Source organism: Labrys neptuniae, assembly GCF_040797145.1.
GTDB lineage: Bacteria > Pseudomonadota > Alphaproteobacteria > Rhizobiales > Labraceae > Labrys > Labrys neptuniae.
On sequence record NZ_JBFNQD010000001.1, the window covers coordinates 826,519 to 847,504 of the forward strand.

16 protein-coding genes and 1 tRNA gene are annotated in these 20,986 nt (G+C 61.8%); 5 read left to right on the plus strand and 12 right to left on the minus strand.

The genetic code is table 11. The features are described 5' to 3' along the window. Positions 1-77: 77 nt before the first annotated feature. From ABXS05_RS04000 to proS, 10 genes are all read right to left on the minus strand, one after another. Positions 78-848: an isoprenyl transferase gene (locus ABXS05_RS04000; protein WP_367623000.1), complete on the minus strand. Its 771-nt coding sequence runs from the start codon at positions 846-848 to the stop codon at positions 78-80. A gap of 133 nt (positions 849-981) precedes the next feature. Further along, positions 982-1,542, minus strand: a complete 561-nt coding sequence (gene frr / locus ABXS05_RS04005) for a ribosome recycling factor (protein ID WP_367623001.1) — start codon at positions 1,540-1,542, stop codon at positions 982-984. A gap of 33 nt (positions 1,543-1,575) precedes the next feature. Beyond that, positions 1,576-2,292 (minus strand): UMP kinase, encoded by a 717-nt coding sequence (gene pyrH / locus ABXS05_RS04010; RefSeq protein WP_068296050.1) that lies wholly within the window; start codon positions 2,290-2,292, stop codon positions 1,576-1,578. Positions 2,293-2,409: 117 nt separating this feature from the next. Further along, positions 2,410-3,339 (minus strand): translation elongation factor Ts, encoded by a 930-nt coding sequence (gene tsf, locus ABXS05_RS04015; protein WP_311935043.1) that lies wholly within the window; start codon positions 3,337-3,339, stop codon positions 2,410-2,412. 167 nt (positions 3,340-3,506) lie between these two features. Further along, positions 3,507-4,520 (minus strand): 30S ribosomal protein S2, encoded by a 1,014-nt coding sequence (locus ABXS05_RS04020; protein ID WP_068296046.1) that lies wholly within the window; start codon positions 4,518-4,520, stop codon positions 3,507-3,509. 270 nt (positions 4,521-4,790) lie between these two features. Further along, on the minus strand, positions 4,791-6,590 hold the full coding sequence (locus ABXS05_RS04025; RefSeq protein WP_367623002.1) for a WD40 repeat domain-containing protein: 1,800 nt from the start codon (positions 6,588-6,590) through the stop codon (positions 4,791-4,793). Between the two features lie 181 nt (positions 6,591-6,771). Then, positions 6,772-10,239, minus strand: coding sequence for a DNA polymerase III subunit alpha (gene dnaE, locus ABXS05_RS04030; RefSeq protein ID WP_367623003.1), 3,468 nt, complete (start codon positions 10,237-10,239; stop codon positions 6,772-6,774). Between the two features lie 543 nt (positions 10,240-10,782). Further along, a complete protein-coding gene (locus ABXS05_RS04035; RefSeq protein ID WP_311935049.1) occupies positions 10,783-11,478 on the minus strand; it encodes an ABC transporter ATP-binding protein in 696 nt (231 codons plus the stop codon). Between the two features lie 3 nt (positions 11,479-11,481). Next, positions 11,482-12,777 (minus strand): lipoprotein-releasing ABC transporter permease subunit, encoded by a 1,296-nt coding sequence (locus ABXS05_RS04040; protein WP_367623004.1) that lies wholly within the window; start codon positions 12,775-12,777, stop codon positions 11,482-11,484. A 265-nt stretch (positions 12,778-13,042) separates the two neighbouring features. Further along, the gene (gene proS, locus ABXS05_RS04045) at positions 13,043-14,362 is read right to left on the minus strand and encodes a proline--tRNA ligase (RefSeq protein WP_311935053.1); all 1,320 of its coding nucleotides are present in this window, start codon (positions 14,360-14,362) and stop codon (positions 13,043-13,045) included. A gap of 924 nt (positions 14,363-15,286) precedes the next feature. Here proS and cysG point away from each other — a divergent pair. Beyond that, positions 15,287-16,714, plus strand: coding sequence for a siroheme synthase CysG (gene cysG / locus ABXS05_RS04050; protein ID WP_367623005.1), 1,428 nt, complete (start codon positions 15,287-15,289; stop codon positions 16,712-16,714). Positions 16,715-16,827: 113 nt separating this feature from the next. Continuing rightward, entirely contained in the window at positions 16,828-17,175 is a 348-nt protein-coding gene (locus ABXS05_RS04055) for a GCG_CRPN prefix-to-repeats domain-containing protein (protein WP_367623006.1), read from the plus strand. A 182-nt stretch (positions 17,176-17,357) separates the two neighbouring features. On the opposite strand, the gene ABXS05_RS04060 is transcribed toward ABXS05_RS04055, so the two are convergent. Continuing rightward, entirely contained in the window at positions 17,358-17,741 is a 384-nt protein-coding gene (locus ABXS05_RS04060) for a hypothetical protein (protein ID WP_311935060.1), read from the minus strand. A 261-nt stretch (positions 17,742-18,002) separates the two neighbouring features. Here ABXS05_RS04060 and ABXS05_RS04065 point away from each other — a divergent pair. From ABXS05_RS04065 to ABXS05_RS04075, 3 genes are all read left to right on the plus strand, one after another. Beyond that, positions 18,003-18,080, plus strand: a tRNA-Pro gene (locus ABXS05_RS04065). A 108-nt stretch (positions 18,081-18,188) separates the two neighbouring features. Then, positions 18,189-18,479 carry a putative quinol monooxygenase gene (locus ABXS05_RS04070; protein WP_367623007.1) on the plus strand — a complete coding sequence of 97 codons (291 nt, stop codon included), beginning with the start codon at positions 18,189-18,191 and terminating at the stop codon, positions 18,477-18,479. A gap of 254 nt (positions 18,480-18,733) precedes the next feature. After that, positions 18,734-20,164, plus strand: a complete 1,431-nt coding sequence (locus tag ABXS05_RS04075; RefSeq protein WP_367623008.1) for an RNA/DNA-binding domain-containing protein — start codon at positions 18,734-18,736, stop codon at positions 20,162-20,164. Here the strand turns inward: ABXS05_RS04075 and ABXS05_RS04080 are convergent. Next, entirely contained in the window at positions 20,153-20,944 is a 792-nt protein-coding gene (locus tag ABXS05_RS04080; RefSeq protein ID WP_437178629.1) for a DNA adenine methylase, read from the minus strand. The two genes, ABXS05_RS04075 and ABXS05_RS04080, sit on opposite strands and share 12 nt — an antisense overlap. Positions 20,945-20,986 lie beyond the last annotated feature (42 nt).

The window sequence follows — 20,986 nt, forward strand, 5'->3', positions numbered from 1 at the left end:
CGCGGACGGCCAGCCGCTATCCCCCGACACAAAACTGCTCTCACATCATCCCCCACAGGCACGCCGACGATATTGCCCTAGCCGGAATTGGCCTGACGGGGCGGATTGGCCTCGCCGAGCCCCCCGAAACGACGATCACGCGCATGGTATTCGGCCAGCGCAGCCTCCAGGGCGCGCCGATCGAAATCCGGCCAGAGCAGGGGAACGAAGACGAATTCGGCATAGGCCGCCTGCCAAAGCAGGAAATTGGAAAGCCTCTGTTCGCCAGAGGTCCGAATGACCAGATCCGGATCCGGAATATCATGCGTATGAAGATTGGCCGCAAGGGCATCGGCCGTGATGTCCTGCGGATTGAGCGTCCCCTCTGCCACCTGCTGGGCCAGGCGCCGTGCGGCAGCGACGATCTCCTGCCGGGCGCCATAGTTGAACGCCACCACAAGGGTCAGCCCCGTATTGGCTGCGGTGAGGTTTTCGACCTCGACCAGGAGTTCGGCAAGTTCGGCATCGAGCCCCTCGCGCTCGCCGATGATGCGCACCCGAACATTGTTGGCATGCAGGTCCGCCAGATCGTTGCGAACAAAACGCTTCACCAGCCCCATGAGATAGTCGACCTCGGTTCGAGGTCTCGACCAATTCTCCGAGGAGAAGGAGTAGAGCGTAAGATAGCGAATGCCCAGTTCCGCGGCGGCGCGGACGGTCCGCCTGAGGGCCTCGACCCCCCGGCGATGCCCCTCGAAACGGGGCATCAGGCGCTTGGAGGCCCAACGGCCATTGCCATCCATGATGATGGCGACATGAGCCGGCGGGGCCGCCACGGTGGTATCGTCGATTTCGTCCCTGCCAAACATTGGTGCCTCGAAGCTTCTCCGCCGAACCGGCTGGCACGAATTCTATCGAACGATCATCGGATAGACAGTGGATAATTGGTGTCGAATTGGGGAAGTAGAATAGTCCTTGCGGATAGTCTGCAACCCTCTTCCGTCACACCTGCATGATTTCCTTCTCCTTGGAGACGAGCGTCTTGTCGATTTCGGCGATCATCGCATCGGTCGCCTTCTGCACCTGATCAGCCAGACGCTTTTCTTCGTCCTCGCCGATGGCACCGTCCTTCTCCGTCTTCTTCAGGATGTCGAGGCCGTCGCGGCGGACATGGCGGACAGCCACACGCGCGGACTCGGCGTATTTGTGGGCCACCTTGACCAGTTCCTTGCGGCGATCCTGGGTCATCTCGGGAATGCGCAAGCGGATCACCTGGCCCTCGGTCTGCGGATTGAGACCGAGATTGGAGTTCAAGATCGCCTTCTCGACGGCGCCGACCATGCCGCGGTCCCAGACCTGCACGCTGATCAGGCGCGGCTCGGGCACGGAAACGGTGGCAACCTGCGACAGCGACATGCTGGCGCCATAAGCCTCAACATGCACGGGCTCGAGCAGGGAAGAAGAGGCACGGCCGGTGCGCAAGCCGCCCAGTTCATGTTTCAGCGCATTGAGTGCGCCTTCCATGCGACGCTTGACTTCGGCGAGATCGAATGATGCAGCCATGTTCCTGCCCTCGAAATTTCTTGACGGAAGCGGTCAGGGAGTGACCAGGGTGCAACGCCCCTCCCCGCGCAGCACGGCTGCCAGGGATCCGGGTTGTTGAATCGAAAAAACAATTATCGGCAAGCGCGCCTCGCGGGCAAGCGCAAACGCTGCCGTATCCATGATCTTGAGGTCTTTGCGGATGACCTCGTCATGGGTGATGTGATCATAACGGGTCGCGGCCGGATCCTTCTTGGGATCGGCGGAATAGATGCCGTCGACCTGCGTGCCCTTCATCAGGACATTGCATTCCAGCTCCGCAGCGCGCAGCGCGCCGCCGGTATCGGTGGTGAAGAAGGGATTGCCGGTACCACCCGCCAGCAGCACGACGCGGTCCTTGGCCAGATGCTCCATCGCCTGCTGGCGCGTATAGGTCTCGACCACCGACGGCATGGCGACGCCGGACATGGCGCGGGCGGACTGGCCGAGCGATGCGAGCTGGGCTTCGAGCGCGATGACGTTCATCACGGTGGCGAGCATGCCCATCGAGTCGGCTGCAGGCCGCGACAGACCCATGCCGGCAATCTGCGAGCCGCGGAAGATATTGCCGCCGCCCACCACCACGGCGACTTCGACGCCGAGCTTGACGGCTTCGATCACATCCTCGGCGATACGGCGGACCGTGGCCCGGTCGATGCCGAAGGCCTCGCCTCCCATCAATGCCTCGCCGGAAAGCTTCACCAGGACGCGTTTATAGGGAAGTACCGCCATGATTGCTCTCCGATTCGCTGGCCACTTATACAACAGGCGGCCCATGGCCGCCTGTTGTCGATCTCCGTCATCCACATGGCCGAAATGCGGCCAGCGGCATTTCCTGAAACAGAACGCTCAGGCGGCGTGGCCGGCCTGGGCGGCGACCTCAGCGGCGAAATCGTTCTCCTGCTTCTCGATGCCGTCACCGAGAGCGTAGCGCACGAAGCCCGCCACCTTGATCGGCGCGCCGGCAGCCCCTTCGCTCTCCTTGACGGCCTGGCCGACCGACTTGGAGGGATCGAAGATGAAGCCCTGCTCCAGCAAGGTCACTTCCTTGAAATAGGTCTTGATGCCGCTTTCGACGATCTTGGCGATCGCCGCTTCCGGCTTGCCCTGCTCGCGATACTTGTCGGCGAGAATGGTCTTCTCGCGCTCGATGGTTGCTGCATCGACGCCGGCGGCATCGACCGCGACCGGGTTCGAGGAAGCGACATGCATGGCGATCTGACGGCCGAGCTCGGCCAGCTTCTCGGCATTGCCGGTCGATTCGAGCGCAACGATCACGCCGATGCGGCCCTTGTTGGCCACCACGGGATTGTGGACATAGGTCGCCAGCACGCCCTGGCCGACCGAGACGATCTTGGCGCGGCGCAGCGACATGTTCTCGCCGATCTTGGCCACCGTGTTGGCGATCTTCTCATCGACACTGCCGCCACCGGGGAAACCGGCTGCCTTGATGGCCTCGACATCCTCACCCGTCTTCAGGGCGACTTCGGCGATGCCCGAAACCAGGTCCTGGAATTCAGGATTGCGGGCAACGAAGTCGGTCTCGGAGTTGACCTCTACGGCAACGCCCTGATTGCCATCGACCAGAACGGCGACGAGCCCTTCAGCAGCGACACGGCCGGCCTTCTTGGCGGCCTTGGACAGACCCTTCTTGCGCAACCAGTCAACAGCGGCTTCCAGATCGCCGGCGGTCTCGGTGAGCGCTGCCTTGCAATCCATCATGCCCGCGCCGGTCTGTTCGCGCAGCTCTTTCACCATGGCGGCGGTAATGTTCGACATCGCAGGATACCTCTTTGGGAAACCGGAACGGGTCCGGTGATGGGAAGCGGCCCGGCGCTTACCACTCCAACATCACAATTGGAAGGCGAGCAGCCGGGCCGTGTTCAGGAATAGATAGGAAGGCTGCAATCAGATTGCAGCCCAAAAAAACCACAGACCCTGGAAGATCAGGCGCCGGCAACCAGATTGCGAGCCAGTTCCACCCAGCCGTCGCGATCGATACGGCCGTTGAGCTTGAGCTCGGCATCGACCTTGGCGACGTCTTCCGGGGTCATGGCAGCGACCTGCCAATAGTGCCAGATGCCGCCCTCGTTGAGCTTCTTCTCGAGCTGCGGGCCGACGCCGGTCAGCTTGGTCAGGTCGTCGGGCGCACCGCGCGGAGCAGACAGCAGCTCGAAGAGCTCGCCAGCGGGGGCAGCCTCGTCGGCGACCGGCAGTTCCTCGACCAGCGGAGCTTCTTCGGCGCCGATGTCGAGACCCATGTCGCCATGGGCGCGGGAGATGCCGTCGAGAGCGGCGCGGGCGACGAGATCGCAATAGAGCGACAGAGCGCGGCCGGCATCGTCATTGGCCGGAATCGGGAAGGTGATGCCATCCGGATCGGAATTCGAATCGAGGACAGCAGCCACCGGAATGTTGAGGCGGCGGGCTTCCTTGATCGCGATGTCTTCCTTGTTGGTATCGATGATGAAGATCAGGTCGGGGGTGCCGCCCATGTCCTTGATACCGCCGAGGGCGCGCTCAAGCTTGTCGCGCTCGCGGGTGAGGTCGAGGCGCTCCTTCTTGGTGTAGCCCTGCTGAGCACCACCGGAGAGCAACTCGTCGAGCTTGCGCAGGCGCTGGATCGAGTTGGAAATCGTCTTCCAATTGGTCAGCGTGCCGCCGAGCCAACGCGAATTGACGTAATACTGGGCCGAACGGCGGGCCGCATCGGCAACCGCGTCCTGAGCCTGGCGCTTGGTGCCGACGAACAGCACGCGACCGCCACGGGCGACCGTGTCCGACACGGCCTGCAGGGCGCGATGGAACGCGGGAACCGTCTGGGCGAGGTCGATGATGTGGATGCCGTTACGCACGCCGAAGAGATAGGGCCCCATCTTGGGGTTCCAGCGGTGCGACTGATGGCCGAAATGGGCTCCAGCTTCGAGCAGCTGACGCATAGAGAAATCTGGCAGTGCCATAGAGTTGTAACTCCGGTTTGATAAGGCCTCCGCGGACATCTACCGTGCCTGCCTCGCCGCGCCATTGCGGACGAAACAAAACACGGCACCGGAGCGGCAGGGCCGCTTCGTCCGCGTGTGGAATGGCGCGCTCTATAAGCGGATGCGGCCGATTAGGCAAGCCCCCAGACATCCGCCATCACGATGAAGTCCGATCTTGCGCTCGCTCCACCGCCATGCGCTATGCCTCCGCTGCATCTTTCGATCGACGGGGGCAGCCTTCCATCGGCCTCAAGGCCCGGTAGTCGCCTGCTCGCCAAGCAGTTCCGTCAGGCTGGCGCGCTGATTCTGACGGATGTAGTCGTCGAGGCGAAGGATACTCGTGCCGCGGACCAGCGCCAATACCCTGCGCGGGTCCGTATTGGTGACGAAGCGGCCGTCCGGTGCCAATACCAGTGTTTCGGCCCTGCCGCTGGTGGGAGACTGGTTGGCGTGGAGCGTCACCAGCAATGCGCCGCTACGGCCATCGCGCAGTTCGACGCCGCCATTTTCGTCTCGGGACTCGATGGCCTTCCAGCGCCCGTCCCGCGAGACGACCGCGCCATGGGCCGGTGACATCGCGACATCGGCCAGCGTGCCCTGCCCCGTATCCAGGTCCCACTGGACCACCCGGCTGCCAGAGGCAACTTGCAAGTACCGGCTGTTGGGCCCGAAACTCAACCGGGAGACATTCGGGTTTCCAGCCAGCGAAATCTCCCGCCAGGCGTTCTCGGCTTTGTTCTCGGCTTCCCGGCCAGCCTTGTGGTCCGCCCCTTGCCAGAGCCGCACCGGATAGTCGAATTCCGCGGACAATACGCTCTGCCCATCGGACGCGAACTGAAAATTCCGCGTGAATCTGCTTTGAGGGATAAAGCGCGACGTTCCGTCGATGGTGGACCAAAGATAGGCGCCGCTCCCGTCAGCCTTGATGATGACCAAGCCGCCATCGGCGGAAAAATCGAGAGCCTGCTGCCTGTCGCCGGGATCGCCCCTTGGCCACGCGGCAAGGCGGATGCCGGTGGCGACATCCCAAAGGACAAGCGAGGAATCGGACATCCGCGACAAGGCGCGTGGATTGCGGGCGGATGCGGCGACAACCGGACCCGGCGGAGCGCTTCGCGCCGTCGCAACGCAGCGCCCAACATCCCACGCTATGGCATCGCCGCCGCCCGCGTCCAGGAGCAGCACGCCTCGCCCGTCGAGCGAGAAAACCCTGCCGGCCTCCTGCCGCGCCGCCTGCATCTGGCAATAGCGTCGATCGCCCTCGACGAGGCAGGAAAGCGCAGGGCGTTGATCCGGCATGGTGCAAGTCTTGCCGCCGCTCTCTGCGTCAAAGGACGCGGTTTCCCACCGCGACGACACCGGATCCTTCCAGGAGACCAGAATCGCACGGCCATCCGGAGAGATGGCGACGACGTCGGCCGGCGCGGCGCGGCCCGGGTGGTCAGCAAGAAGGGATCGCACCAGAGCGCCGGTTTCGACGTCCCACAAGGCGATGCCGCCCTTGTTGCAGGCTATGACGGCGCGCCGTCCACCCCGGCTCAATGCCATTGTCGAAATTTGCGACGCCTCGCAGGGCACGAACGTCCTGATCACGTTTCCGCCACGTGTATCCCACAGCGTCAGATCGTCCTGCGAGCGTGCCTTGTTTCGGTACCAGACGAGGAAGGCATCAGCGTCGCGGAGGAAGTCCAATCCCTTGATGACCTTGTAGTTCTGTTCGCCTGTGTCGGGAAATCGGCGCAGCAATGTCGCCGTGGCAACATCCCATAGCCTGAGATCGTCGAATTGATCGGCGGTCAGCAGGAGGCGCCCGTCGCGCGACATCGCCGTCGGGCCATTGCCAAAGGCATTGCCGGCCTGCACCACGAGACGCGGCTCGCTTTCGCCAGAAGGATCCGCAGCATCTGACCTCGGGGCCCCTCCTCCGACGCCGGCTGCCTCGAAGGCCCGGTTTCGCGCCACCATCTGCGCTGCCTCGCCGTTGAGACGTAGCAGCTCGGCATGCTGGTGCTGCCTGAACCAATAATAGACCGCCGAGGCCGCGAGCACGCCGAGAACCAGCAGGGCAGCAAGCAAATGACGTCGAGACCGAACAACCTGGCCCATATCGTTCAATGCGCGCCTCTCATCGAAGGTTGTCCCGGACAGGCTAGCACCCATGTGCTTTGCCGATCTGTGCCCTTCGAAACCATGGCCATGCACGGACCGCGCAGCGAACCGCCATGCAGCCTTACATCTGCATGACGGTCGCCACGCCCGGTATCGCCTTGATCGCGCCTGCGACCTGGGGGGTCACCATGAACTTGCCGGGCAGCTTCAGCTCGACCTCCCGCATGCCGCCATCGAGCTGGAGAATCAGGAAGACCTCCCCTTCCCCGCGCTGACCCAGCCGCTTGGCAACGGATTCGAGCGCCTGCTCGCCCTGCAGGAAGACCTTGATGCCGCGCTGGGTCTTGGCGGTGGCGTTGTCGAGCCTCTCGGCCGTCACGATGCGGATGCGGACGTCATCGCCTTCATGTGCGGCCTGCACGCCGACCAGCACTGCCGTGCCCGGCTCGAGCAGGTCGCGATATTGCGCCAGGCCTTCGGAGAAGAGCACCGCCTCGAACTGGCCCGAGGCATCGGAGAGCATGATCACGCCCATCTTGGAACCGGTTCGGGTCTTGCGCTCAGAGCGCGACAGCACGGTCGCTGCCAGGCGCCCTGCCGTGGCGCCCTGCTTCACCTTCTGGGTGAACTGCGCCCAGGACGGCACCTGCAGGCGCTCCAGGGCCGTGGCATAGGCATCGAGCGGATGACCTGAAAGGAAGAAACCGATCGCGTCGAACTCGCGCTGCAGACGGTCGGCGGGTTCCCAGGGTTCTACGACCGCCCCCTTGAGCGGCTCCGGGGTCGAAGCAGAACCGAACATATCGGCCTGGCCGTCGCTCTTCTCGGCGTGGGAGCGTTGCGCCTGCGCCATGATGGCATCGATGGAGGCGGTGACGCGAGCCCTGTCACGGTCGAATTCGTCGAAGGCTCCCGCCGCCGCCAGGTTTTCGAGAATACGCTTGTTGATGGCTTTGGGATCGATGCGCCGGGCGAAGTCGCCAAGGTCGAAGAAGGGCTGGTCACCGCGGATTTCGACCAGGCGCTCCATCGCCGCGAGGCCGACGCCCTTGACCGCGCCGAGCGCATAGCGGATCGCGCCGTCATGGACCTCGAAGTCCGGTCCCGAACGGTTGATGGAAGGCGCCTCGACCTTGATGCCCAGCCGACGCGCCTCCAGACGGAATTCGGCGAGCTTGTCGGTGTTCGACATATCCAGCGACATCGAGGCCGCCATGAACTCGACCGGATAATTGGCCTTGAGATAGGCGGTCTGGTAGGAGACCAGCGCATAGGCTGCCGCATGGCTCTTGTTGAAGCCGTAATCGGCGAATTTGGCGAGATAATCGAAGATCTCGTCGGCCTTGGCCTTCTGGATGCCCCCTTCGACCGCGCCCTTGACGAAGCGCGCACGCTGGGCGTCCATCTCCGCCTTGATCTTCTTGCCCATGGCACGGCGCAGCATGTCGGCCTCGCCCAGCGTGTAGCCGGAAAGGATCTGCGCGATCTGCATCACCTGTTCCTGGTAGATGATGACGCCATAGGTCTCTTCCAGGGCAGGCTTGAGCTGGTCGAGCATGTAGTCCGGCTCTTCCAATCCCTTCTTTCGGGCATTGTAGACTGGAATATTGGCCATCGGGCCCGGGCGGTAGAGCGCCACCAGCGCGATGATGTCCTCGAAACGGTCGGCGTTCATGTCGAGCAACGCCTTGCGCATGCCCGCGCTTTCCACCTGGAACACGCCCACCGTCTCGCCGCGGCCGAGCATTTCATAGCTCTTCCTGTCGTCGAGCGGCAGGGCGGCAAGGTCGAGAGCGATGCCGCGTTGCTTGAGGAACATCAAGGCGCGCTCGAGCACGGTGAGCGTCTTGAGACCGAGGAAGTCGAACTTCACCAGGCCCGCCTGCTCCACCCACTTCATGTTGAACTGGGTGGCCGGCATCGGCATCGAGGTCTTGGGATCGTGATAGAGCGGCACCAGCTCCACCAGCGGACGGTCGCCGATCACCACGCCGGCGGCATGGGTCGAGGCGTGGCGATAGAGCCCTTCGAGCTTCTGGGCGATGCTGAGCAGGCGCTCGACGGTGGGATCGTCCTTGGCGGATTCGCGCAGTTTCGGCTCGTCCTCGATCGCCTTGGCCAAGGTGACCGGATTGGCCGGGTTCTGCGGCACAAGCTTGCACAGCTTGTCGACCTGGCCATATCCCATCTCCAGCGTGCGCCCGACGTCGCGCAGCACGCCGCGCGCCTGGAGGGAACCGAAGGTGATGATCTGGGCGACGCGATCCTCCCCGTATTTCTCCTGCACATAGCGGATGACCTCGTCACGCCGCTCCTGGCAGAAGTCGATGTCGAAGTCCGGCATCGAGATACGTTCGGGATTGAGGAAGCGCTCGAACAGCAGGCTGAAGCGGAGTGGATCGAGATCGGTGATGGTAAGGGCGTAGGCAACCAGGGAGCCAGCGCCGGATCCGCGCCCCGGACCGACTGGGATGCCCTTCGCCTTGGCGTGCTTGATGAAGTCCGACACGATCAGGAAGTAGCCGGGAAACTTCATCCGCTCGATGATCGAAAGCTCGAACTCAAGCCGCTTGGCATAGCTCTCTTCAGTATGGCCAGGAGCCGGACCATGCGCGGCCAGCCTGGCCCTGAGGCCATCCTCGGCCTGACGGCGCAGCTCGACGGCCTCGTCGACAGGCGCCCCCGTCTCGTCGAGGCCCGTGGAAAAGCGCGGCAGGATCGGCTTTCGCGTGCGTACGCGAAAGGCACAACGTTTGGCAATTTCGATTGTATTCTCAATTGCCTCTGGGATATCCTTGAACAAGGACATCATTTCCGCACGGCTCTTGAAGTAATGGTTCGGCGTCATTCGCCGCCGGTCCGTCTCTGCGAGGATGCGACCCTCGGCGATGGCAAGCAACGCATCATGCGGTTCGTTGTCGGCGCGCGCGGCGAAATAGACCTCGTTCGTCGCGACCAGCGGCACCTCGGCGGCATAGGCAAGCTCCAGAAGCGGTGCCTCGACCTGCTGCTCCTCCGCGCTGTCATGGCGCTGCACTTCGACATAGAGCCTATCGGCGAACATCGCCTGCAGACGCTGCAGCCGGGCTCGCGCGAGATCATCGAGCCCCTCGCGAAGGGCCATGTCCAGCGGGCCGGCGGGACCGCCGGTCAGCGCGATCAGGCCTTCCTGGAATTCGGCCAGGCGCCCGATCGAGATATGGGCTTCCTCGCCGCTGGCGGGATCCATGTAGCAATGGGAGGACAGTGCCATCAGATGGCCGTAGCCCGCTTCGCTCTGGGCCAGCAGGATCATGCGCGGCAGGCGCCGCTGGTGCAGAGGACGCCGGTCCGAGGCATCCTCGCGGTCGGCAAAATTGATCGCCAGCGAGATGCCCATGATCGGTTGGATGCCGCTGCCCGCCAGCTTTTCGGAAAACTCCAACGCTCCGAACAGATTATTGGTGTCCGTCAATGCGAGGGCCGGCATGCCGTCGGCCTTGGCGAGATCGGCGAGTTTAGGGACCTTCATCGCCCCCTCGAGCAAGGAATAGGCCGAACGGACATTCAAATGCACGAATCCCGGACCGTTCACCTTTCCCTCCGCCATGACACCTCCGCTCCGCGCTGGCGGGCAGCGCGACTCGCGGCCTGCCCCTCACCTTGGTGTATGGCAATCCGGCCCGACACCAAAGCCGACTTTGTACTCGGGCCGGCGATGGCCACATCGGCGTCACATCTTCGCCACCGCTGCTTGTTGAGAGCCTGTGGACAAGTGTGGACAAATCTGGCTTAAACACCGCTCAGGAAGCTCGTCCACATGGCGAGCATGACCAGGAACAGGCTCATCGAAGCAATGGCGGCGAAATCTTCGGCGAAACGCGTAAGCATGATGTTCTCCTCTCTTCGATAAGGATATCTTGTTCACGTTTTGTTCCGAGTCAAGCACAGCGTCGTCGAACCGCCATCTTATGTCGCTCTTATGTTCCGCCCGCATGGCGCAGCCTGTCTCCGTCCAGAGTACTGGAAACGCTACATTCTCATGATTATTCAAAGACTTAAGGAGACGCCTGCGCTGCGCCTGGCTTTGCCTCGGCAGCGTTTACCATACCGCGAGGCTGCCGTGGCACCGGGGCTCCCGCTGTCACAATCGTCAGTCGAGTTCGACGATATGACCGTCGCGCAGGGTAACGCGGCGGTCCATGCGCGCCGCCAGATCGAGATTATGGGTCGCGATCAGGGCCGCCAGGCCGGACGCGCGTACCAGTGCCGTCAGCGTGCCGAAGACATGGTCTGCCGTACCGGGATCCAGATTGCCGGTCGGCTCGTCGGCCAGGATGAGATGCGGTGCATTGGCGACGGCACGGGCGATGGCAACTCGCTGCTGCTCACCGCCCGATAATTCGTTCGGCCGGTGACCGAAGCGCTGGCCAAGGCCGAGGAAGGTCAGCAACTCCTCGCCCCGCTGGCGCGCCTCTCGGCGTGAGAGGCCGCGGATCATCTGCGGCAGGATCACATTCTCCAAGGCCGAGAACTCCGGCTGGAGATGGTGGAACTGATAGACGAAACCGATCGAGTTGCGGCGCAGGCGGGTTCGTCCCGTATCGTTCAGATCGGCGGTTGAATAGCCGGAGATCAGCACGTCGCCGCCATCCGGTCTCTCGAGCAGGCCGGCCGTGTGGAGCAGCGTCGACTTGCCTGCCCCGGAGGGCGCGATCAGCGCCACCGACTGCCCCGGCATCACCACGAGGTCGACGCCCCGCAGAATATGCAGTTCCGTGGGGCCTTGCTGGTAGCTGCGCTCGACGCCTCGCAGTTCGAGGGCCGGAATTTCACCTGACATGCTCATGGCTCAGCCTCCCCTCAACGCTTCCACCGGGTCGAGCTTGGCGGCCCGCCAGGCGGGATAGAGCGTAGCCAGGAAGCACAGGACCAAGGTGGTGATGACCACCACGGTCACCTCTGTCGGATCGGTCTTGGCTGGCAGGCGCGAGAGGAAATAGATCTCGGACGCGAACAATTGCGTGTTGGACAGCCAGGAAATGAATTCCTGGATGTTCTCGATATAGCGGCACACCAGCAGCCCCAGCAGCAGGCCGAATATCGTACCGAGCAAACCGATAGCCATGCCGGTGATGAAGAAGATGCGTAGCATCGCCCCACGCGTCGCGCCCATGGTCCGCATGATGGCGATATCGGTCTGCTTGGACTGCACCAGCATCACCATGCTCGAAACAACCCCGAGCGCCGCCATGATCACCAGAATCAGCAGGATCATGAACATGACGTTGCGCTCGACCTGGAGCGCCGTGAAGAAGGCCGAATTGCGCTGGCGCCAGTCGACCAGCGAGACGGGACGTCCGGCCGCCGTCTTGATCGCCTCGCTCTCCGACTGCACGTGGTCGGGGTCCTCGATATAGACCTCGATCGCCGTCGTATCGCCGTCGCGATTGAAATAAGCCTGCGATTCCTGCAGCGGCATGATCACGAAGCCGCTGTCGATATCGGACATGCCGACCTCGAAGGTGGCGACCACCGGATAGACCTTCATGCGCGGCGTGGTGCCAAAGGCGGTCTGGTCGCCCTTGGGCGAGATCAGAGTGATGCCGTCGCCGATCTGCAACCCGAGCGAGGATGCCAGTTTGGCACCGATCACCACGCCCTGCCCCTGGTCGAAATTGTCCAGCGTGCCGTCCTTGATATTGTTGGCAAGGCCGGGCAGGCGCTTGAGATCATCGAGCTTCATGCCGCGCACCAGGGCGCCGCTCGCCGAGAAGGGCGAAGATACCAGCACCTGGCCTTCCACGAAGGGGACCGCCAGGGTCACACCAGGCACCTTGGCGATGCGACTGGTGACCGCTTCATAGTCGGTCAACGGCGTCTCATAGGGAGAGACGACGATATGGCCGTTGAATCCGAGGATCTTGGACTGCAGTTCGACGCGAAAGCCGTTCATCACCGACATCACGATGATGAGGGCAGCGACGCCGATAAGGAAGCTGAGAAAGGACAGGACGGCAATCAGCGAAGCCACCCCCCCCTTGCGGTGCGGCATGAGATAGCGCAGCGCCACCATCCACTCGAAGGCGGAGAAGGGCGGCGTTCCGGTCGGTTCCGACGATGTCGTGGCTGAAGCAGACGCGTTCATGACATTCCAGGTGGGGCGCGAGGCCCCTTACTCCGCGAGAATCGCGGCGTTTGCACGGCAAAAATTCAGCGATGTCTCGCTTTGCCACGGCTTTTTTGACGCTCCAATCACGGCAAAGCCACCCCAGCCACAACGAACACATCGAGATTAAGTTTTATAATTCAAGTAAATACGTCGATTTCTTGATAAGAAGCAAAAACGCCGCGAATACCCTGGGCATTCGCGGCGTCGATAATACCGGCCGGCAGGCCACGGCAAAACAGGATCAGCTCACCAGCACGAGTGCGTCCGATGGCGTCAGCAACTGGCGTTCGCCTGTGCGGCGGTTCTTCACCTCGACCTTGCCTTCCGCCAGGCTCTTGGGACCGACGATGATCTGCCAGGGCAGGCCGATCAGATCCATCTTGGCGAATTTGCCGCCGGGCCTCTCATCGGTATCGTCGAGCAGCACATCGACGCCCTTGGCGCCGAGCTGGAGGTAGAGATCGCCGCAGGCTGCATCCACCGCGCTGTCTCCCGGCTTGAGGTTGATCAGGCCGACCTTGAACGGCGCGATTGCCTCCGGCCAGATGATGCCGGCTTCGTCATGGCTCGCCTCGATTGCCGCACCGGCCACGCGGGTCGGCCCGATGCCGTAGGAGCCGCCATGCACGGGGATGAGGGAGCCGTCCGGACCGGCGACGACGGCCTTCATCGGCGTCGAATATTTCGTGCCGAAATAGAAGATATGCCCGACCTCGATACCGCGCGCCGAAACCTGCTTGTCGGCCGGCAGGGCGTCGAAGGCAGCCTTGTCGTGTTTCTCCTCGGTTGCCGCATAGAGCGAGGTCCACTGGTCGACGATCGCCTGCAGCCCGGCCTTGTCGTCGAAATCCGTGCCGGCGGAAGGCGGCGCCATCGACAAATAGTCACGATGGCAGAACACTTCGCTCTCCCCGGTCGAGGCCAGGATGATGAACTCATGGCTGAGATTGCCGCCGATCGGGCCGGTGTCGGCCACCATGGGGATGGCCGTCAGGCCGAGCCGCGCGAAGGTGCGCAGATAGGCCACGAACATCTTGTTGTAGGAATGCTGCGCACCGGCCTGGTCGAGGTCGAAGGAATAGGCGTCCTTCATCAGGAATTCACGCCCGCGCATCAGGCCGAAGCGGGGACGGATCTCGTCCCGGAACTTCCATTGTATATGGTAGAGGTTGAGCGGCAGATCCTTGTAGCTGCGTACATAGGCGCGGAAGATCTCGGTGATCATCTCCTCATTGGTCGGCCCGTAGAGCATCTCCCGCTCCTGGCGGTCCTTGATGCGCAGCATCTCCTTGCCGTAATCGTCATAGCGCCCGCTTTCGCGCCACAGGTCGGCCGATTGGATGGTCGGCATCAGCAGTTCGATGGCGCCGGCGCGATTCTGTTCTTCGCGGATGATCGTATTGATCTTGTTCACCACGCGCAGGCCGAGTGGCAGCAACGCGTAGATTCCAGCCGCTTCCTGACGGATCATGCCTGCACGCAGCATCAGACGATGGGAAACAATTTCTGCTTCCTTCGGCGTCTCGCGCAGAATAGGCAGGAAATAACGGCTCAAACGCATAGGACAGACCTTCTCCAAGCTGCCGGCGAACCTTGGCTGCGCCGGGTAACACATGTGGCGAAATCGCGATTCAGGATAAAAAGGCGCGCCTGATCGAAACCTCGGCACGCCTCTCCGGCAAATCGCTTCCGATCGCCAGTACGTGCCAGCTTGACCCGATCCCTCGCAAAAACACAAGGGTAAGACCAGCAAAAGCGCCACTATTTGGCGGTTTTCGCGCCCGACATGCCCCGTGCGATACAACCTGCCTGCTCATCAACCTGCCCACGAACAGCGCAGCCTAGCGAAATGACGCGCACAAATTTTAAGCAAAGATATTAATTTTGTGCCGATCGCTGCACAAAGACGTGACAAGCAAAAAAACTTCGTCTAGCGTCCGTCCCGTCAACGACAGGGCATCCGAACTCAGCGATGAGTAGAAGGAAGTCAGGGTCCAAGTCTTGGGAGGAAGCCCGCAGGCGCCGCCGGTGAACAAACCGTTGTCGAGCAGCCGTCCCGACACTTCAAACAGCACAAAGATGCGTGAAGGAAGTCTCAGGAAGATGGGTTAGGACGAGGTCTAGAATAAGGCGAGGCTCGCGAGAGCCTCGCCTTTTTTCACTGACGTTTGCGTAACGGCATGTTGCATCATGCGGGCTTGCCATGACAACCGCGTGACAATGTCGGATAGGTCGAACCTCCGTCGCAATGGCGACAGCGCCACAGAGAGGAATCGGGTTTTCCGAAAGAGACTTCTCCGGATCGAACGGCGGTTTTGGTCAGGAGGAACCTGCCGGATCTCAAACTCCGCTTCGCTTCGCATTGTCTGCCCGACTGATTTACTTTAGCCTTTGACGGCTGTGTGACGTGCGGCAGAACTGAGGCGAAGGCCGGCAGTTATCAGCGCCTCCCAGACTGTATTGAGCACGTTGAGCCTGTAGATCGATGAGCCGTAGCCCTGTCTCGCAACCCGCGCGCATCGCGCCGCTGGCGGTATTGCCGGTATTCTATCGCCTGACCGGCAAACCCGTGCTTGTCATCGGCGCGAGCCAGGCGGCTTTATGGAAGGCCGAGCTTCTGGCGTCAACCGGCGCCGAAGTTCGCATCGCGGCACCTGAAGCGAACGATGCCCTGGCGCAGTTATGCGCCCGCGACGACGCGAGTGTCCGCCACCTCGCCCGCTCCTGGCACGAAGCCGACCTCGATGGCATCGCCCTCGTCGTCGCGGACGTCGAGGGCGACGAGCAGGCCGCCGACCTTGCCGCCGCCGCGCGCCGGGTGGGAACGCCGGTAAACATCGTCGACCGGCCGGCCTTCTGCGATTTTCAGTTCGGTGCGGTGGTCAATCGCTCGCCGCTGGTGGTGGGCATTTCGACCGACGGCGCCGTTCCCGTCTTCGCCCAGGCAATCCGCAGCCGAATCGAGATGCTGCTGCCAACGGGTTTCCAGAAATGGGCGGAGGCCGCCCGCAACTGGCGCCCTCTGGTGCAGGCGCGGGATCTCTCCCTGCAGGCCCGCAGGACGATCTGGGAGCGTTTCGTCAATGCGGCCTTCCGGCATCCCGACCGCACGCCAGGCGAAGCCGAACGCGCCGACCTATTGGCCGGTATCGAACAGCAGAAAAGAAATCCGGCACTGGGCAGTGTCGCCCTGGTGGGAGCAGGCCCTGGAGATCCGGAACTGCTGACCTTGAAAGCGGTGCGCGCCCTGCAATCGGCGGATGTCATCCTGCACGACGATCTGGTCTCGCAGGAAGTGCTCGATTTCGCTCGCCGCGAGGCTGAGCGCATCATCACCGGCAAGCGCGGGCATCGCCCGTCCTGCAAGCAGGACGATATCAATGCGCTCATGGTCTCCCTGGCCAGGGACGGCAAGCGCGTGGTGCGGCTGAAAGGCGGTGACCCCTTGATATTCGGACGGGCCGGCGAGGAAATCGCAGCCTGCCGCGCGGCTGGCGTCGCCGTCGAGGTCATTCCTGGCATCACCGCAGCGTCCGGCGCTGCCGCGAGCCTTGAAGTCTCCCTCACCCATCGGGACCATGCCCGACGCCTGCAATACATCACTGCCCATGCCAAGAACGGCAAGCTGCCGGACGATCTCGATTGGAAGTCGCTTGCCGACCCGGCCGCCACCACCGCCATCTATATGGGCAAGCTTGTCGTCGCCGAGGTCGCCACGCGCCTGCTCGAGGCCGGCATGGCCGTCGATACGCCGGCCATCATCGTGGAATATGCCACCCACGTGCGCGAGCGCCGCTTTCACACCACGATCGGTGAAATGGCCGGCGTTTTTGCCGCCAATCAGCTCGACGGCCCCTGCATCATCCTGTTCGGCCAGGCCATGTCCGAGGCGAGACCCGACCGCCCAAGCTGAACGGCAGCGGTCTGCGCGGTACAGCTTCCGTTAAGGAAACGTTTGCGACCATGGTCCAATGGTGAGCCGCAGATTCGCGCGCCCGCCGGGCGAATGAACGACAGGAGCATTTGATGAAGAAATTGATTCTCGCGGCCGCCCTGGCCACGATCGGTTTTGCGGGTTTCTCGAGCGGTGCCTCGGCGATGCCGGCCAACCCTGCCGTCGGTGCGGATAGCGGCCTCGTCGAGAATGTTGCCTATGGTTGTGGACGTGGCTATGCGCCCAACCGTTGGGGTCGCTGCGTACCCAATAATTACGGTATCCGCCCTGCCCCAGCCTATCGTCCTGCCCCCAATTACGGCCGCCCACCGGTCTATCGCCGCGGGTCGGTCCCGGCTAATCGCAGCGGCTATGGTCGCGTCTGTCCGCCGGGCACGCGCCTCGGCCCCCGTGGCGCCGCCTGTCATCCGGTCTATTGAGCCACCTGCCCCATCGAGCCAGCAGGCGGCACGAGATTTCACCGTCTCACCGAACCCGGCAAGGTCTGTCCTTGCCGGTTTTTTGGGGGCCACCAGGGACATCCGCTTCAAGGAAAACCCGTGCTCTCACGCCGGGGAAGTCCATCTGCGGACGATCTTACGGATGGCCTGTCGAACCGAGATCACCAGCCCGACACGCAGCGGCCGTACAAACCCGGATACCTGCCGGGCGGGCAGCGGCGCGGAGCAGCCCAATAGCGCGGGCCATCGTAATAGCCGGGGCCATCGAAGTAGCCCGGACTGTCATAATAGGGACGCACATAATATCGCGGCGCGTCGGCATAACCGTCGCCGTAACGCGGCCCCCGATACCCTCGACTGTTGGGGACACAGCGTCCATAGCTGCGATAATAGTTACGCGGGCAGCCATCCGCCACCGTTTGCAACAAGGGATTTTCTGCGCCAGCCGCAGGCGTCAACGGCATGGCGGCAGCAGGTGCAGCAGCAAGGCCCGCTGAAGCAAGGCCCATGGCTGCTGCATAAGCGGCAATAACCCATTGTCTCATCACACGCTCCTCGAGCGAATCCAGCGCGGTATAAACGCAGCGCGGGAAACGTTCGTTCCACGCCAGAGGCGATCCCCTCCCGCAATCTATGGCGGCAGCCGGAGCATTCATAGATAGCGGGAAATTCTTCCTCATATTTCTGGTGCGCGCGCTTCCGCCTGCCAGGCCTGTGCATTTCGTGTCTCTCATATGACGAGAAACTGAAATCGGGGCTTGCGCATCGGAGCGAAAAACCCTATTCAGCCCACGCTCAATGAGCGTCGGAGCGTAGCGCAGCCCGGTTAGCGCACTAGTCTGGGGGACTAGGGGTCGGAGGTTCGAATCCTCTCGCTCCGACCATTTTTCCTGAATATCTTGAATATGCCCGCCCTTTGCCTGGAGCGAAGGAGCGCAAGCGCGTAGGGTCCCCTGCCCTGCGGGCACAAAGGGCCGCCCCTTAGGTTCCCGATGCTGAAAGTCATCGCTCAGGATTTCATAAAGCCCGAACATGTGGATGCCGTGCTTCCCCTCTACAGGGAACTGGTCGCCAAGACGCGCCAGGAAGAACATTGCATCGCCTATGACCTTTTCATCGACCAGAAAGACCCTGGGCATTTCGTTTTCATCGAGGCATGGCCGGATCGCGCCTCCCTCGACGCCCATTGCAGTACCGAACATTTCAAGCGACTGGTTCCGCAGATCGATGCATATCAGCGTCAACCGAGCAGCTATATTCTAATGGACTCGTTCGAGGCCTGAGCAAGGCGCTCCCTCTCCGCATCGATTTCCGCCCTTCCTCATCAGGAACAAAAAGAGAACAAAATGCTGGACAAGCACCCCTTCGGGGCATAAGGTCCTGCCCTCAACCGAAGGTAATCGACATGCTCGACGGTTTGAAGCCGGACACATGAATCCGGAGTAGCGGACACTTCAATTTAGAGCAATTTGAGATCCGAGACAGTATGCCCTTGGTTGTCTTATAAGGGGGCCCATAGGGTCTGGAGAGTCTCAAGATGTCCATGCAGGTTCGGGCCATATCGAACGAAGATGCCGCAGCGCTTGTTCAATTCGAGGAGAGCCATTTCCAGGACCTCAAGGCGATCGAGATCCCCCCCGCAAAACTGAGCAACTCTATTTCGGCATTCGCGAACACCGCTGCCGGAGACCTTTATATCGGCATCGATGAGAGGGTGATTGATGGAGCGAAGACGCGGTCGTGGCGTGGATTTCCCGATCAAGAAGCCGCGAACGCCATCTTCCAGGTTTTGGAGAGCCTGTCCCCGGGGACCGTCTATTGGGATGCCGAGTTCTTGGAGAGCCCTGACTTGCCTGGGTACGTCTTGCATATCGTAGTGCAGAAAACCCGATCTGTTCTCACCTCAACTGCCGGGACCGCCTATATCCGGCGGGGCGCTCAAAACCTCCCCGTTAAGGGAGAGGCTGCGATGCGCGCCTTGGAATACGACAAGGGCATCATCTCTTTCGAAGACGAATTGGTGAACGCCCCGGTCGATTGGATCACAAATTCTGCGACCGTCATCGAATTTCTGCTTGAACAGATTCCGTCGGCCGAACCAGAAACTTGGCTTGCCTCACAACTGGTACTCCAAAACCAAAAGCCCACAGTCGCAGGGGCCTTGCTCTTCGCAGACGAGCCACAAGCCATGTTGCCTAAGCGTTCAGCTGTGAAGATCTTTCGGTTTCAAACCGTCGAAGAAGGAATAAACCGGGAGGTCATGGCGTTTGATCCCCTCACCATTGAGGGGCCCATCTACGACCTGATCGACAAGGCCGTTGCTGCAACGAAGGATATCGTGGAGAGCATCAAGAGGATTGGCGGTGGCGGGTTACAGGACGTCAGCTATCCTCATGAGACGCTACATGAGATCGTGACGAACGCCATCCTGCACCGAGACTACAGCATTGCGACGGACGCTCAGATACGCATCTATGATGACCGCGTAGAGGTCGAGAGCCCGGGCCGTCTGCCCGGTCACGTGACCGTCCAAAATGTGCTTGAGGAGCAATTTGCTCGAAACCCCAAGATAGTCCGGCTTATCAACAAGTTCCCCAATCCACCCAATAAAGACGTTGGCGAGGGGCTAAACACCGCATTCCATGCAATGCGTCGCATTCGCCTCCAGGATCCGGAAATCTCAGAACGAGAGAATTCGGTCGTGGTGTTTATTCGCCACACGCGCTTGTCATCCCCTGCCCAAATTGTGATGGAATATCTAGATACCCACGCCACTATCACTAATCAAATCGGCCGCGATATCACTGGCATTCGTCGCGATGTTCAAATGAAGGATGTTTTTGTCGCCCTCCGCCGCGAAGGAGTGCTTGAGCTAGTTCCCGGGCGGCGTGGCAATGCATCTGCGTGGCGTAAAACCACCAGGAGGGAGCCTGAGCCTGGTGATCAGTTGTCCTTGCTACCGTCCTAAAGCATTTCCAATGATCAATTCGCTTACGCGGCAGGCTCTGCCTGCTCCGGCCATGGTGTAGCTGAGCTTTGCTTCCTGGAGCGTCGCCCAAGAATAAAGCTGTCGGACCTCAGGGCAGTCATTCAAAGACAGTATGAAACGGCCTCGAAGCCCCTTCAAAACCGCCGCTAATCGCTGGTGGTCGGCGGGTTCGAACATCCCTCGACCATAGTAATGCTCCGTTCCCCAATAGGGCGGGTCCACATAAAATAATGTGTGTGGCCGGTCCCACCGGGCAATGAACTTTTCCCAGGGCAGGCAATCCACCACGACGCCGGCGAGACGATCGTGAACCGCCTCCAGCATCGAGCCCAGTTTGGTAATGTCGAACCTGGCCGGCCCGTTCGTGTCGATGCCGAAGGTGCGGCCGACTACCTTCCCGCCGAAGGACAGCCGCTGCAGATAGAGGAAGCGGGCTGCGCGTTCGAGATCGGTGAGTGTTTCAGGATCCGTGGCCACGAGGCGCTCGAAGTCGGCCCGACTCGTGATCTGCCATTTCAGGGTATCCATGAAGGCCTGATAGTGGCGCTGCAAGATCCGGAAGAGCCCGGCGACATCCTTGCTCATGTCGTTGATCGCCTCGGCCTTGGGCGCCGAGGTGCGCCGCAGGAACACGCCGCCCATCCCGACGAAGGGTTCGGCGTAGAGGCCATGCGGCACGGCCTCGATTGCCGAGATGATGCGACGGGCCAATTGGCGCTTGCCGCCGACGTAGCCGGCGACAGGCTGAGTGGGGTTCACGGTCCTATAACCATGATCGGATGAATGCATAGAAGAAGGCCT